The organism is Bradyrhizobium sp. Kon69 (genome assembly GCF_055807515.1).
The window spans coordinates 139,985-154,014 of sequence record NZ_JBVVOS010000011.1; the positions used below are offsets into that span (position 1 = coordinate 139,985).

At 65.7% G+C, this 14,030-nt stretch carries 13 protein-coding genes; 6 read left to right on the forward strand and 7 right to left on the reverse strand.

What is annotated here, in order from left to right; all coding sequences use genetic code 11:
- Nucleotides 1–322: 322 nt before the first annotated feature.
- A complete protein-coding gene (locus AC0L3U_RS16860; protein WP_473362461.1) occupies nt 323–2,734 on the reverse strand; it encodes an ATP-binding protein in 2,412 nt (803 codons plus the stop codon).
- 361 nt (nt 2,735–3,095) lie between these two features.
- Here AC0L3U_RS16860 and AC0L3U_RS16865 point away from each other — a divergent pair, with 361 nt between their 5' ends.
- On the forward strand, nt 3,096–3,809 hold the full coding sequence (locus AC0L3U_RS16865; protein WP_473362462.1) for a substrate-binding periplasmic protein: 714 nt from the start codon (nt 3,096–3,098) through the stop codon (nt 3,807–3,809).
- Between the two features lie 7 nt (nt 3,810–3,816).
- Here AC0L3U_RS16865 and AC0L3U_RS16870 read toward each other — a convergent pair whose 3' ends face one another.
- Together AC0L3U_RS16870 and AC0L3U_RS16875 are read right to left on the reverse strand one after the other, a co-directional pair.
- On the reverse strand, nt 3,817–4,020 hold the full coding sequence (locus tag AC0L3U_RS16870; RefSeq protein WP_473362463.1) for a hypothetical protein: 204 nt from the start codon (nt 4,018–4,020) through the stop codon (nt 3,817–3,819).
- Nucleotides 4,021–4,049: 29 nt separating this feature from the next.
- Nucleotides 4,050–4,241, reverse strand: a complete 192-nt coding sequence (locus AC0L3U_RS16875; protein WP_473348110.1) for a hypothetical protein — start codon at nt 4,239–4,241, stop codon at nt 4,050–4,052.
- A 197-nt stretch (nt 4,242–4,438) separates the two neighbouring features.
- Here AC0L3U_RS16875 and AC0L3U_RS16880 point away from each other — a divergent pair, with 197 nt between their 5' ends.
- Complete coding sequence (locus tag AC0L3U_RS16880) at nt 4,439–4,819, forward strand: YciI family protein (protein WP_473287610.1); 381 nt, start codon at nt 4,439–4,441, stop codon at nt 4,817–4,819.
- 9 nt (nt 4,820–4,828) lie between these two features.
- On the opposite strand, the gene AC0L3U_RS16885 is transcribed toward AC0L3U_RS16880, so the two are convergent.
- The gene (locus AC0L3U_RS16885) at nt 4,829–5,419 is read right to left on the reverse strand and encodes a TMEM175 family protein (protein ID WP_473287611.1); all 591 of its coding nucleotides are present in this window, start codon (nt 5,417–5,419) and stop codon (nt 4,829–4,831) included.
- A 128-nt stretch (nt 5,420–5,547) separates the two neighbouring features.
- On the opposite strand from AC0L3U_RS16885, the gene AC0L3U_RS16890 reads away from it, so the two are divergent.
- Complete coding sequence (locus AC0L3U_RS16890) at nt 5,548–7,605, forward strand: ATP-dependent helicase (protein WP_473362464.1); 2,058 nt, start codon at nt 5,548–5,550, stop codon at nt 7,603–7,605.
- 57 nt (nt 7,606–7,662) lie between these two features.
- The gene (locus tag AC0L3U_RS16895) at nt 7,663–8,643 is read left to right on the forward strand and encodes an NADPH:quinone oxidoreductase family protein (protein WP_473362465.1); all 981 of its coding nucleotides are present in this window, start codon (nt 7,663–7,665) and stop codon (nt 8,641–8,643) included.
- 30 nt (nt 8,644–8,673) lie between these two features.
- Here the strand turns inward: AC0L3U_RS16895 and AC0L3U_RS16900 are convergent, their stop codons facing one another.
- From AC0L3U_RS16900 to AC0L3U_RS16910, 3 genes are read right to left on the reverse strand one after another with little or no spacing between them, the layout of a single operon-like run.
- Nucleotides 8,674–9,921: a metal-dependent hydrolase family protein gene (locus tag AC0L3U_RS16900; RefSeq protein WP_473362466.1), complete on the reverse strand. Its 1,248-nt coding sequence runs from the start codon at nt 9,919–9,921 to the stop codon at nt 8,674–8,676.
- Nucleotides 9,922–9,938: 17 nt separating this feature from the next.
- Nucleotides 9,939–10,436 carry a GAF domain-containing protein gene (locus AC0L3U_RS16905; protein ID WP_473362467.1) on the reverse strand — a complete coding sequence of 166 codons (498 nt, stop codon included), beginning with the start codon at nt 10,434–10,436 and terminating at the stop codon, nt 9,939–9,941.
- Entirely contained in the window at nt 10,433–11,791 is a 1,359-nt protein-coding gene (locus AC0L3U_RS16910; RefSeq protein WP_247437775.1) for an MFS transporter, read from the reverse strand. Before AC0L3U_RS16910 ends, AC0L3U_RS16905 begins: the two co-directional genes overlap by 4 nt.
- Before the next feature lie 109 nt (nt 11,792–11,900).
- Here AC0L3U_RS16910 and AC0L3U_RS16915 point away from each other — a divergent pair, with 109 nt between their 5' ends.
- Together AC0L3U_RS16915 and AC0L3U_RS16920 are read left to right on the forward strand one after the other, a co-directional pair.
- Complete coding sequence (locus tag AC0L3U_RS16915; RefSeq protein WP_473362468.1) at nt 11,901–12,830, forward strand: LysR family transcriptional regulator; 930 nt, start codon at nt 11,901–11,903, stop codon at nt 12,828–12,830.
- A gap of 149 nt (nt 12,831–12,979) precedes the next feature.
- The gene (locus AC0L3U_RS16920) at nt 12,980–14,011 is read left to right on the forward strand and encodes an LLM class flavin-dependent oxidoreductase (RefSeq protein ID WP_473362469.1); all 1,032 of its coding nucleotides are present in this window, start codon (nt 12,980–12,982) and stop codon (nt 14,009–14,011) included.
- The last annotated feature ends 19 nt before the right edge of the window (nt 14,012–14,030 follow it).

Sequence of the window (14,030 nt, forward strand, 5' to 3'; positions counted from 1 at the left end):
GGCGGCGGTCTCAACTGCCCATCAACTGCCCAATCGTCGTCTTTCCAGCGCCTTCCCGGCCTTGCGAACAGCCGCTGGTTCCTCCCGACCCGCCTCCCCTTAACAACTCCGGAATTGCCGCCTATATTGATGTCTTCCGCAACCAACGAAAGGAGGTGATCCAGTGTCTTTTACCAAGCGCTGTCACCTCGCTGGGATCGCCCGCTAAGCTTTGAATAAAGGCTTGGCATCGGGGCGCTCTCAGCCCTGGACCAGCCAGCAAGAAATCGGGCGCGACGGGGTCTCCCCGCCGCGCCTTTTTCGTAGGTCACGCGCCGGCTGCTCAGGCGGGCGGCTCGCCGGCGAGCACCTCGCGGATCCTCGATGACAGGTCCGCCTTCCGGTACGGCTTCCTCAGCAACGCAACGCCGGGACCGAGATGCCCCTCGTGGTCGAGGGCGTTGTCGGTATAGCCGGACGTATAGAGCACCCTCATCCCCGGGCGCAGGCAGCGCACGGCCTCGGCCAATTCCTGCCCGTTCATGCCGCCGGGCATGATGATGTCGGTGAACAGCAGATCGAATTGGGCGCCCTGCTGCACCAGCGCAAGCGCGGTTGCGCCGTCGCCGGCTGCGAGGGTGCGATAGCCGAGGCTGCCGAGCTGGGCGATGACATAGCCCTGCACCAGCGGATCGTCCTCGACGACGAGAATCGTCTCGTGGCCGCGTGCCGCCGCGGGCGCCTGCAGTGGCCCGGTCCTGGCCCGCGCTCCGCCCGCAGAGCGCGGCAGAAACAGCCGAATCACGGTGCCGCGGCCTTCCTCACTCTCGATCGCAACGCTGCCGCCGCTCTGCTTGGCGAAGCCGTAGACCATACTGAGGCCGAGCCCGGTGCCGCGACCGACCCCTTTGGTGGTAAAGAACGGCTCGAACACGCGGTCGCGGAGGTCGGCGGGGATCCCATGGCCGGTGTCGGCCACCGCGACCATGATGAAGGCGCCGCGCGTGGCGTCGCCTTCACCGGCACCATTCGCGCCATCGAATTCGCGGTTCGCGGTCTCGAGCGTCAGCGTGCCGCCACCAGCCATCGCATCGCGCGCATTGACGGCGAGATTGATGATCGCCGACGACAGCTGCGACGGATCGGCCATCGCCGGCCAGGCGTCGTCCGCGAGGTGGGTCACGATTTCGACGTTTCCGCCCAGGGTCGGCTTCAACAGCTTCGCCGTCTCGAGCACGAGGCCGTTCACGTCGATCTCGCGCGGTTCCAGCGGCTGCCGACGCGCAAAGGTCAGGAGCTGCGAGGTGATCTCCGCGCCTCGCGCCGCCGCATCGTCGATGAGCTGGGCGATCGCGGCGAGGTCGGGCTTGTCCGCCAGCCCCTCCCGGATGATCTCGATGGTGCCGATGATGACGGTGAGCACGTTGTTGAAGTCGTGCGCGACGCCACCGGTGAGCTGGCCGATCGCATCCATCTTCTGCGACTGGCGAAGCCGCTCCTCCGTCTCGTGCTGCTCGGTCAGATCGGTGGCCGAACCACGATACCCCATAAAGCGCCCGTCGGCGCCGAACACCGGCTGGCCGTTGACGCTGAAATGGCGCGCGCGTCCAGCCGCATCGCGGCCGCGATACTCGAACTTCCGGAACGGCTCGTGGCGATCCAGCGTCGCCAGGTGACCGCGCCATTTCTGCGGCTCGGCATCGCGGTCGAAGGCGGCATCTGAACGGCGCCTCCCGATCAGCGCCGTGTGGTCCATGCCGAAAGCATCGGCCCGATCTGAAATGTAGGTGAACACGTGATCCGGGCCGGTCTCCCAGAACCAGTCGGATGCGGTCTCGGCATAGTCACGGAAGCGCTGCTCGCTCGCTCGGGCGTTCTCCTCGGCGTGCCGCCGGATCTTCAGGTCACGCTCGAGATTCCCATTGGCCTCGCGCAGCTCGCCATAGGCATGTTCGAGGTTGGCGCACATGGCGTTGAAAGCAACGACCACCTTGTCCAGCTCGTCGGCCTCGTAAGGCGGCCGGCGCTCCAGGCGCAGCGGCGGCGGCGGCCGTCCGAGGCTGTACTTGCCGACGTACTCGGCGATGGCGACGAGATGCCGCGTCACCAGCAGATGAAACATGTAGATGATGAACAACGAGACGAGGAACGTCTTTGCCGCCTGGCTTGCCAGAATGACGAGGGCCCTGTTCAGCAATTGCTGATAGACGTCGGTCAGCGTCGCCTCGACCCGGAGCGTGCCGATGGCGCGCGAGGTCCCCTGCACCATCGTGCTCAGCGGAAATTCCCGGGTCATGATCGAACGGGTGTTTCGCTCGCCGACTTCGACCCGGATCGGATTGGGCCGATCGGCGATCTCGCGGACCTCCGCCGCACGGATGTCGGGCAGCCGCAGAATGCCATCGAGCTGCAGCTTGAGCTGGTTCTGGTCGAGATTCCACAGGCTCTCTCCAAGGCTGCCTGTGGTGCTGCGGCCGATCTCGTCCAGCCGCGTCTCGATCAGTCCGACCTCACGATTGTAATCCAGATAGAGCTGGAGCGCGGTCAGGGTCAGCGTCACGACCGATGAGAACAGCAGCACGGCGGCCAGCAGCCGGGGCCCGACGCCGGTGCGCGACCAGTTGAAGATCCGCGACAGGAGCGCCGCGAACATCGCAGGCGCGAGCGCGGCGCCGATGCCGGTCAAATCCTGCTTCGCAGCCGCCGGCGCAATGGCGCGGCCGCGCTTGGTATCGTCGTCACCTGCGTTGCCCATGCACCACGTCCCCGAAATGGCGGCACCTGCTCGGCCTACCGGCCGCAGCCGCGCGCAAAGTGAACGGTGAGGCTTTGCCGCGTCACGCGATACACGTGGCGATCCTGTCGGCCCATGATCCTGTCGGCCCATGGGCGGCCTGAGTTCGACGGGGTCATATCTTGCGCCCAGCAGCAGGATTCCCGGGCAAACTACCACCTCGCGTGCTAGAATGACATCGGTGAAAGTCCGGAGCCGCCCCCACAGCGGGAAGGCGCTGTCAACGTTGCGGACCGGCGCAGCTGCCATCTCCAGTAGACCCGCGGCACCGGAGTCCGATGGTAGCAGAGCACGCCAAAAGGCATGGCCAGGGAGATGCGTCATGAGGCGGATAGTCGTGGTCTGCCTGTTGCTGCTCGCGGCAGGGCCGTCGCAGGCGCAAGAGGTCATGCGGCTGGCACGCATCGCCGATATCCCCGATCAATATGTCGGCGGCGAGATGCTCCGCGCGGTCTATGCCAGGCTGAACATCAAACTCGAATTCGAGGATGTCCCCGGCAAGCGCGCGCTCGCGCTGTCGAGCACCGGCGAGGTCGACGGCGAGGTCCAGCGGATCGGAACGTTGTCTCGCGACTACCCGACGCTGATCCAGGTGACACCCGCGATCAATTACATCGAGCCCGCTGTCTTCACCACGAAACTGCAGTTCGACGTCGCCGGCTGGAATTCAATCAGGGACTACAGCATCGGCATCGTACGCGGCGTCGGCTCGTCGGAAGCCGGTACGCGCGGCATGACCCGGGTCACGGCAACCACAAGCCTCGACAACATGGTCAAGATGCTCGATGCCGACCGCTTCGACGTGATGGTCACCGACCTCTTCAGCGGGTTGGCTGCGGTGAAGAAACTCAATCTCCAGGCCAGGATCCATCCGCTCTCACCGCCACTCGAGCGCATCAGCATCTACCACCATCTGCATGAACGGCATCGCGATCTCGTGCCGAAGGTCGGAAGGATGATCGCGCAGATGGAGGCGAGCGGCGACCTCGCCCAGTTGCGGGAAACCCTGATCAAGCAGGTGCTGAGCGGGATGTGACACGCAGTCAGTTCGTGCGAGGTCGCTCCCGCACCGCTACCGCCGCGATCAGCAGCCCGACGCACCAGGCCATGGCCGCCCGCGGCGGCTCGTCGCCGAGAAGCACGGTGAAGATGCCCGCAAGCAGGCATGGCGCGATCGCCTTGCCGGACCTGCTCGCGAGCGAGAGCAGAAACGGCATCGCGGCGATCGATATCTGCACGACGTTCATGGTTGCAGGCTGTTTCGCAAGCGTCGGGCTTAGAAGCCGCAAACGCTCATTGCGGGCGGGCGCTTGCCGCGCCGGCTTTCGACGATGCGCTCGCCGCCGCTCTCGGCCGAGCTGCCGTAATAGCGATGGTGGCCGCTCTGGTCGTGCAGATCCGCAGCGTCCGACTTTCCCGCCCGACGCGCGTCGCAGATGATCTTGCAGATGATCTTGATGGTCGACATGGCCGCCTCCGAAGTGTTCTTGGTGGCAATCAGTCGCGCCGCATTCGGGCGGCGTTCACACCTTTCGGCCGCAATCGGGTTTCGGGAGGGTTTCGTCGCCGCACCCCGCGACGCAATATTTTCCGCAGCCCCATTGTCGGCTGCGATGGTGGTGATACGTCCTTTGGACGCGCGCAGCGAAAATCAACGAGGTGACGATGCTTTACGCCATCCTGGCCTATCACGTGGAAGACGAGATCTTGTCCTGGACGCCCGAAAAGGACGCCGCAGTTGTGGCCAAAGTCATCGAGGTTCAGGCGCCCCTCCGGGCAAGCGGGCATTTCGGCCCGGCCGCTCGCCTGGATGAGACCCGAAAGGCCCGCACCTTGCGCGGCCCCGGCGCGGGCGTCGTGCTGGATGGCCCGTTTGCCGAGACCAAGGAGCAGCTCCTGGGCTTCCACCTCGTCGAATACGACACGGACGAGGAGGCGATCGCGGCCGCGCGGACCCTGCGCCAGGTTAATCCGTCAGCGGTCTACGAAATCCGCCCGGTCAAGCTTTACGTGCCGGCCGACGGGTTCGGCACGACGCAAGACTGAGCCGCGGCCCTATGCGTCCGTCCCGGCCGGGGAGGCATAGAAGCGCTGGATCAGCAGGCCGCCGAAGGCGATGAACCACACGAACGGCGCGACTTGCGGCGCGAACGCCGCAACGACCGTGCCCGGGATGAATACCAGCAGCGGAAACAGCGAAGCCATGATCTCCTGGCGCCAGCCGCCCAGGATCCTGAACCACAGCCAGGCATTGAGGCCGGCGATCGCAGTCAGGTGCAGGCCGTAGAGCACCGCGACCGCACTGCTCGTGGGGTAGTTGGTGTAGAGGCCGTTGGTCACCGGCAGCAGCACGATCGACAGCAGGAAGAACAGATTGAGGATCACCGCGCCGCGGCTGCCGACCGGCTGGCGCGCCAGCCGCCGGTGATGGCTGATCCAGAACACGCCGGCGATGATGAAGCTGAGCGCTAGACCCGCGAGCTTGCCGGAATAGACCCGGGCGAGATCGTTCCAGTCGGGCGCGCTGCTGAACACCGCGGCCCTGGGCAGGTCGTAGGCGAGCAGCGTCATGGCGACGCCAAAGATGGTGTTGCTGAGCGATTCCAGCCGTCGCATCTCGAATTGGTCGGATTTGAGCTCGGTCATGCCGGGTGGCGCTTTTTCGGAATGGAACCTTGGGCCGTCTTGTCCCTAGGTCTTAACATCGGTCCCGTCCAGACGCATTGCGATTCGCAGCGGGATCGCCGACTCTGGCTGTTTCACCGGGGCGATTCGTGGCGACATATCTGGACACGCTCAATGCGGAGCAGCGCCGCGCCGTGGAGCATGGCGTGGCCGATGGTGCGACCGTGGGCGCGCCCCTGCTCGTCATCGCCGGTGCGGGCTCCGGCAAAACCAACACGCTGGCCCACCGCGTCGCGCACCTGATCGTCGCGGGCAGCGATCCGCGCCGCATCCTCCTGATGACGTTCTCGCGCCGCGCCGCGGCCGAGATGGCTGGCCGGGTCGAGCGCATCGCCCGAAAAGTCCTCGGCGAGAACAATGCCGCGATCATGCGCGACGCGCTCACCTGGGCCGGCACGTTCCACGGCATCGGCGCACGGTTGCTGCGCGAATATGCCGAGCGGATCGGTGTCGATCCTGCCTTCACCATCCACGACCGGGAGGATTCCGCCGACCTGATGAACCTGGTCCGGCACGAGCGCGGATTGTCGAAGACGGAGAGCCGCTTTCCCGCCAAAGGCACCTGCCTGTCGATCTACTCGCGCTGCGTCAATGCCGAGATGGAGACCGAGAAGGTTTTGGGGGCACAATATCCCTGGTGCGCAGGCTGGGCGGCCGAGCTGAAGGGCCTGTTCGCGGCCTATGTCGAGGCCAAGCAGGCCCAGCACGTGCTCGATTACGACGACCTCCTGCTCTACTGGTCGCAGATGATGAGCGATGCCCTGATCGCGGAAGAAATCGGCGGCCGCTTCGATCACATATTGGTCGACGAGTATCAGGACACCAACCGCCTGCAATCCTCGATCCTGCTGGCGCTGAAGCCGGACGGGCGCGGCCTCACCGTGGTCGGCGACGACGCGCAGTCGATCTATTCGTTCCGCGCCGCCACCGTCCGCAACATCCTGGATTTTCCGCAGAGCTTCTCGCCCCGCGCCGAGATGATCACGCTCGACCGCAATTACCGCTCGACGCAACCCGTGCTGGCGGCGGCCAACGGCGTCATTGGCCTGGCGCGCGAGCGCTTTACCAAGAACCTCTGGACCGACCGCGCCGGCACGCAAAAACCACAGCTCGTCACCGTGCATGACGAGGCGGACCAGGCCCGTTACATCGTCGAGGAGGTGCTGGCCAATCGCGAGCAAGGCGCGCTCTTGAAGCACCAGGCGGTGCTGTTCCGGACGTCCTCGCATTCGGGCCCGCTGGAGATCGAGCTCACCCGCCGCAACATTCCCTTCGTCAAGTTCGGAGGGCTCAAGTTTCTCGATGCCGCGCATGTCAAGGACGTGCTGGCCTTGCTGCGCTTCACGGAGAATCCGCGCGACCGCGTCGCCGGCTTTCGCATCCTGCATCTGTTGCCGGGGATCGGACCCGCGACGGCGCAGCGTGTGCTCGACCAGATGGCCGAGAGCACCGATCCGCTCGCCGCGCTCGGCCAGCTCCCGGTGCCGGCGCGCACCGGCGCGGATTGGACCGACTTCGTCCGCACCGTCGAAAATCTGCGCTATTCGGAATGGCCGGCCGATCTCGAACGCGTGCGGCTGTGGTATGAACCGCATCTCGATCGCCTGCACGAGGATTCCGAGACGCGCCGCGCCGATCTGATGCAGCTCGAGCAGATCGCGAGCGGCTATGCCTCGCGCGAGAAATTCCTGACCGAGCTCACGCTCGACCCGCCGGATGCGACCAGCGACAAATCCGGGCCACCCTTGCGCGACGAGGACTATCTGATCCTCTCCACCATCCACTCCGCCAAGGGCCAGGAGTGGAAATCGGTGTTCGTGCTCAACGTCGTCGACGGCTGCATGCCGTCGGATCTCGGCGCCGGCACCAGCGCCGAGCTCGAGGAGGAACGCCGCCTGCTCTATGTCGCGATGACGCGCGCCAAGGACGATCTGCACCTCGTGGTGCCGCAGCGCTTCTTCACACACGGCCAGGCCGCCAAGGGCGACCGCCACGTCTACGCCTCGCGCACCCGCTTCATCCCGGAGCAGCTCGTCTATCTGTTCGAGCGGACCGCCTGGCCCAAAGCCGGCGCAAGCTCAGCGCGCACTGCCGCGCAAGGGCCAAAGGTCGACATCGGCGCGCGGATGCGGGGGATGTGGCGGTAAGACACAAGAGGCTGGTGTCGGGACCTGTCAGGATAACTGGAACAACAGAGGTCCGACATGAAAGCCGTCGTCGTCGAACAATACGCGCCCATCGATCAAATTGAGCTGAAGGACGTTGCGTCTCCGCGCCTCGGGCCCGGACAGCTGCGCATCCGGGTAGAGGCTGCGGGAATCGGATTTGTCGACGGCTTGAAGATCCGGGGTCTCTACCAGACCAAGGATCCCCTGCCCTTCATTCCCGGAACCGAATTCGCAGGGATCGTGGACGAAGCGCCCGGTGCACCGGGCGGCTATCGACCCGGCATGCGCGTGATGGGCATGACGCGGTCGGGCGCGCTCGCCGAAGAGATCGTCGTCACCCCCGAAGCGCTCTATCCCCTGCCGGACGGCGTCGCGGCGGAGGTCGCCGCCTCGTTTCGTGCCAATTACCTGACCGCCCTCTATGCGCTGAGTGCGCGCGCGTCGCTCGGCGCAGGCGAACAGCTTCTGGTGTTGGGCGCAGCGGGCGGCACGGGAATCGCGGCTGTCCAGATTGGCAGGCTGCTCGGCGCCCGCGTGATCGCAGCGGCGTCGACACCAGACAAGCGCGAGTTCGCGCGACAGCACGGCGCCGATGCCGTGGTTGACTACACGCAGACCAACTGGCGCGACACATTGAAGGAATTGACGGGAGGACACGGCGCCGACGTGATCTTCGACCCCGTCGGCGGCGAAGTCTCGGTTCAGGCCTTTCGCTCGATCGCATGGCGCGGCCGTCATCTCGTGGTCGGTTTTGCCGCCGGCGCGATCCCTGCATTGCCGTTCAACCTGCCACTGCTGAAGGGTGGCGCCCTGCTCGGCGTCGACCTCGCGCAGCTTCCAATCCGCGAGCCCGAGGTGCAGAAGCGCCTGATGTCGGAGCTGACGGCATGGTTGGCCGAAGGCCAGCTGAAGCCCGTGGTCGGTCGCGTCTTCGCGCTGGATGATTTCCGGGAAGCGTTCAGGACCATGCAGACGCGCGGGGCGCTTGGCAAGATGGTCGTGCGTATCTCGAAATAGGACGCACCGGCGCGCGGGATGCGGCGGCAGCTAGGCGCCCAGCCGGTCGAACTGGACCTTGCCTGCCTTCATCACCAGCGGAATGTGCTCGCCCTGGCCCAGCAGGCAGGCCACGTCGCGCAGCGGATTGCCGTCGACCACCAGCAGGTCCGCAATGGCTTCGGGCGCGACCCGGCCGAGCTTGCCTTCCATGCCGAGCACCTCGGCGCCGACCAATGTCGCGCTGGCAATGACGGCGCGCGGACCGAGAATCTCGGCGCGGATGCGGAATTCGTCGCTCTGCAGACGCTGCGACGGTCCGAGCAGGTCGCTGCCGAACCCCATCTTCACGCCGGCATCGCGGTAGATCGTGAGCGAACGCAGGCCGGCGTCGCGAACATCGGCGATCTTGGCCACGCTCTCCGGCGGCAGGCCATACTGAGCGCCCTCGTTGGTCAGCGCCTCGTAGGTGACGAGCGTCGGCACCACATAGGCGCCCTTCTCGGCCATCAGCTGCGCGGTCGGAGCATCGACCAGATTGCCGTGCTCGATGGTGCGCACGCCGCAGCGAACGGCGCGTTCGATCGCGGCAGCGGTGTAGGCGTGGGCGAGCACATAGGTCTGACGCCCGCGCGCCTCCTCGACGATGGCGCGAATCTCGTCCTCGGAGTAGCCGAAGGCGCCGACCGGGTCGGTCGGCGAAGCAACGCCGCCGGAGGCCATGATCTTGATCTGGTCGGCGCCCATCTGGAGCTCCTCGCGCGCCGCCCTGCGCACGCCGTCGACACCATCGGCAACGCGCGCCAGCGCGCCGACACGCACGCAACAGGGGCACGGTGCATCGCTGGCGAGGTAGTCCGAGCGGGCCCGCATGTCGCCGTGGCCGCCGGTCTGGCTGAGCGCACGTCCCGAGACGAACAGCCGCGGACCGTCGGTGAGACCGGTCTCGATCGCCTGCTTCAGCGCATGGCCGGCGCCGCCGGCGTCGCGCACGGTGGTGAAGCCCCGCCGCAGCATGCCGCGCAGCAGCAGCGTCGAGCGCAGCGTCACCAGCACGTTCGGCATGTGCACCTGTTGCGCCAGATTGAGCTCCACGGCGATCGCATGTACATGCAGGTCGATCAGGCCGGGCATCAGCGTCTTGCCCTTCAGATCGACGGTGCGGTCGGCTTCCACCTGGAGCGGCCGATCTGAGACCTCCTTGATCAGATTGTCCTCGACCAGCACGTGATGTCCCTCCAGGAGGTCCGGCTGAAGCGGGTCGAGCAGAGCGGCGTTGTTGAAGAGCACACGGGACATGACGACTTCCTGTCTAATCAGGACTGGATGAGCAGCGCGGGCAAGGCGAGCTGGGCGAATGGGAGACACGCTGCGATATCGTCCTCGCCGTACCAGCCTGCCTCATGGAGCAGATTGAGCGAGCCGAGCGTGCGCCCGCGCCAGCGCACGGGCATGTTGAGCACGCTTTCGCAGCCGAGCGAAGCGATCAGCTCGTGATCGGAAAACACCTCGCGCAGATCGTCCCGGGTGCGGCCGATATAGGCCTCGCCGCGGTCGAGCACGGCCTCGGTCCACGGCCCCGGCGCCAGGCGTTTGCGTCCGCCCGCGGGGTAAGGTCCGGGCAGATTGGAATACACCCGCGCTGCTTCCCTCGTGTCGGCGTCATAGGTCAGGATCGTGAACAGCTTGTGCCCGATCGCCGACTTCAAGGCGTCGTCCAGCGCCGAGTACAGGGCATCCGGCTGATCCGCCCTGCCCTGCGCGGCCGCGACGGCGCAGAGCAGCGGATCGGACCGGTGTTTCGTTTCCCTCATGCGACTTCGCCCGCCGCAATCTCTTCCAGCGAACGGCCGCGCGTCGGCACCCCCATCAGCACCACGGTGAGCGCGCCTAACAGCAGCACGCTTGTGGTGAGGCCGAACACGCCGGCGAAGCCGAAATTGGGATAGAGATAGCCGACCAGGATCGGCGAGACGATCGCACCGATGCGGCCGATTGCGGAGGCGAGCCCGGCGCCGGTGGTTCTGACCGCCGTCGGAAATACCTCGGCGGTATAGGCATAGACGCCCGCATAGGTTCCGTTCATGAAGAAGGACAGCAAGATTCCGGCGACCATGATGTGCTGGTCGCTCTGCGCGAATGCAAGTCCGAGCGCGCTGGCGCCGCCGAGCACCATGTAGGAGGCAATCGTCGCCTGGCGGCCGATGCGCTCGTTAAAGTACGCGGCGCTGAAATAGCCGGGAATCTGCGCGCAGTAGATCGCGATCGAATAGGCGAAGCTCTTGGTGATGCTCATGCCGTTCTGGACCAGAAGGCCGGGGATCCAGACGAAGAAGGAATAATAGCTGAACGTGATCGTAAGCCACATGATCCAGGTCATGATGGTGATGCGCGCCTGGCGGCCGGCGAGGAGCGCGGCGAAATTGGCAAGCAGCGTCCCACCAGTCACGGCGGGCGCCGTGATTTCGACGACCGGTTGCGGCAGGACGTGGCCTTGGCTCACAAATCCGGCCTCGATCCTGTCCAGCACGGCTGCGGCTTCCTTCTCGCGGCCCCGGCTTTCCAGCCAGCGCGGCGATTCCGGCAGCGCCCTGCGCCACCACAGCAGCATGACGACCGGCACCGCGGTGATGACCAGAACGATGCGCCAGCCGTTCTCATAGGCGGGCACGATGAAATAGCCGAGCAAGGCGGCCGCGACGAAACCGAAGGAGAAGAAGCCGGCCAGCGCGCCGGTAAAGCTGCCGCGGTAACGCCGTGCGACGAATTCCGCCAGATAGGGCGCAATGATTGCGCTCTCTGCGCCGGTCCCCATGCCCGCGACGACGCGGGCGGCGAAGAAGGACGACCAGTCGTTCACCGCCGCGCTGACGATGGATGCGACGCAATAGAGCGCCAGCGCCGACATCATCACCGCGCGACGGCCGATCAGGTCACCCAGCGTGCCCGCCAGCAGCGCGCCGAACAGGAAGCCGATATAGGTGCTGCTGCCGAGCACGCCGATCTGCACGCTCGACAGATTCCAGGTCGTGCGCAGCACCGGCAGGATGAACGCCAGCACGGCCGCGTCCATCGCGTCGAACATGTAGCCGAGCCCGCCCATCAGCAGCAGATGCCCGTGGAAGCGCGCAAATGGAAGGCGCTCGATGCGCGCCGAGATCATCGACATGAAAGTCCCCTCTGTCTGGCGGCCCGGCACTCCGCTCATTCCCTGGGGGGAAACCATAGACAAGGAGATATTATCGTCATAATTTATAATCATGATCTAGTACATCACTGTGGTGAATGTTCTGTCGTTCCGAAAGCTCGACCTCAACCTGCTGAAAGTGTTCGAGGCGCTGATGACCGAGGGCAGCGTCACGCGCGCCGCCAACGCGCTTCTGATGACGCAGCCGGCGGTCAGCAACGCGCTCGCACGCCTGCGGGACGCGCTCGGCGATCCCCTGTTCGTCAGGTCCGGCACCGGCATCCGTCCGACCCAGCGCGCCGTGGTGCTGTGGGAGCCGATCGGCGAAGCGCTCGAAACCGTCCGCGGCGCGCTTGACGAGCAGGTGTTCGATCCGCGCCGTGCGCAGACCGAGTTCAGCCTGTCGATGTCGGACTACGTCGCCTCGCTGGTGATGCCGAACCTGCTGAACCATTTCGGCAGTATCGCGCCCAAATCGCGCATCCATACCGTCCCCAACACGGTCGTGGAGATCGCCGACCAGCTCGAGGACAATCGCGTTGATTGCGTGCTCAGCGTCTATGTCAACGAGGCGCAGCAGCCGGCCGCCATCCGCTCGCGCTCGCTGTGGACCGTCGACTACGCCTGCTTCATGCGGCGCGGCCATACGCTCGCGGCGATGAAGCGGCTGAGCACGCGCAGCTTCCTCAACGCGGGGCATGTCGATGTGAGCCTCGCCGGCAAGACCCTGCCGTCCTACGACCTCTTCCTCGCCTCGCGCGGGCTATCGCGCAACCTGGTCGCGACCGTCAATCACTACAGCGCCGCCTACGAAATCGTGCGCCAGTCCGACTTGATCGCCGTGCTGCCGAGCGATTTGCGCTCGCAATCCCGGCACGCGCCGTTCCTGCACGCGATGCCGCTTCCGCTCAAGGCGCCGCCGCGCATCGTCAGCCTGTTCTGGCACCAGCGCAACGACACCGTACCGGCGCAGCGCTGGCTGCGCGACACCCTGGTCGAGATGTTCGCCAGGTCCGACTGAAGCCGCGGGCCCCCGACACCAAGAAGAAAGGGAAACAATGGGTTTCTCGAAGCAGCATTGTGTTCCAGTCCCTGCTGCTTAGCTCCAACCAAAGCAATCCCCTCCCCACAGTGACAGGCGCGCAAGCCGCGCCCGCAGAGATCTCATCAATGACCGCACCGCTCGAATTCGGACTGGACACCTTTGGCGACGTCACCAGGGACGCCCCCGGCGCGATGGTTCCGCACGCGCAAGCGATCCGCAATGTCGTCGACGAGGCGGTGCTCGCCGACGAGCTCGGCCTCGACTTCATCGGCCTCGGCGAGCATCACCGCGCCGACTTCGCGATCTCGTCCCCTGAGACCGTGCTGGCGGCAATCGCATCGCGGACCAGGCGCATCCATCTCGGCTCGGCCGTGACGGTGTTGAGCTCGGACGATCCGATCCGCGTCTTCCAGCGCTTTGCCACGCTCGATGCACTCTCGAACGGGCGCGCCGAGGTGATCCTCGGCCGCGGCTCGTTCACGGAATCCTTCCCGCTGTTCGGCTTTGATTTGCGCAAGTACGAAGAGCTGTTCGAGGAGAAGCTCGATCTGTTCGCAGCACTGCTGTCGCAGAAGCCGGTGACCTGGGAAGGCAAGCTGCGTCCGCCGCTGAAGGATCAACTGGTCTATCCCCCGGTCGAGAACGGCACGCTGAAGACCTGGATCGGCGTCGGCGGCAGTCCGCAATCGGTGGTGCGCGCCGCGCATTACGACCTGCCCTTGATGCTCGCGATCATCGGCGGCGATCCCGCGCGCTTCGCACCCTTCGTCGATCTCTATCATCGCGCGTTCAGGGAGTTCGGCCGCCCGGCCCAACCGATCGGCGTGCACTCGCCAGGCTATATCGCCGAGACCGACGAACAGGCTCGCGAGGAGCTGTGGCCCGACTACAAGGCGATGCGCGACCGTATCGGCAAGGAACGCGGCTGGCCACCGATGGGCCGCGACGAGTTCGTCAACGAGGCCGAGCACGGCTCGCTCTATCTCGGCTCGCCGCAGACGGTCGCGCGCAAGATCGCCAAGACGGCAAAGGCACTCGGCGTTTCGCGGTTTCAGCTGAAGTATTCGGCGGGCCCGCTGCCGCACGAGAAGCTGATGAAGAGCATCGAGCTCTACGGGCGGAAGGTGGTGCCGATGGTCAGGGAGATGATGGGGTGACTTGCGCGCTGCGCCAGTC

Excerpts from the sequence above, each read along its gene's own strand:
- AC0L3U_RS16860 (WP_473362461.1), bottom strand. The coding sequence starts at position 2,734 with ATGGGCAACGCAGGTGACGACGATACCAAGCGCGGCCGCGCCATTGCG.
- AC0L3U_RS16865 (WP_473362462.1), top strand. The coding sequence starts at position 3,096 with ATGAGGCGGATAGTCGTGGTCTGCCTGTTGCTGCTCGCGGCAGGGCCG.
- AC0L3U_RS16870 (WP_473362463.1), bottom strand. The coding sequence starts at position 4,020 with ATGAACGTCGTGCAGATATCGATCGCCGCGATGCCGTTTCTGCTCTCG.
- AC0L3U_RS16875 (WP_473348110.1), bottom strand. The coding sequence starts at position 4,241 with ATGTCGACCATCAAGATCATCTGCAAGATCATCTGCGACGCGCGTCGG.
- AC0L3U_RS16880 (WP_473287610.1), top strand. The coding sequence starts at position 4,439 with ATGCTTTACGCCATCCTGGCCTATCACGTGGAAGACGAGATCTTGTCC.
- AC0L3U_RS16885 (WP_473287611.1), bottom strand. The coding sequence starts at position 5,419 with ATGACCGAGCTCAAATCCGACCAATTCGAGATGCGACGGCTGGAATCG.
- AC0L3U_RS16895 (WP_473362465.1), top strand. The coding sequence starts at position 7,663 with ATGAAAGCCGTCGTCGTCGAACAATACGCGCCCATCGATCAAATTGAG.
- AC0L3U_RS16900 (WP_473362466.1), bottom strand. The coding sequence starts at position 9,921 with ATGTCCCGTGTGCTCTTCAACAACGCCGCTCTGCTCGACCCGCTTCAG.
- AC0L3U_RS16905 (WP_473362467.1), bottom strand. The coding sequence starts at position 10,436 with ATGAGGGAAACGAAACACCGGTCCGATCCGCTGCTCTGCGCCGTCGCG.
- AC0L3U_RS16910 (WP_247437775.1), bottom strand. The coding sequence starts at position 11,791 with ATGTCGATGATCTCGGCGCGCATCGAGCGCCTTCCATTTGCGCGCTTC.
- AC0L3U_RS16920 (WP_473362469.1), top strand. The coding sequence starts at position 12,980 with ATGACCGCACCGCTCGAATTCGGACTGGACACCTTTGGCGACGTCACC.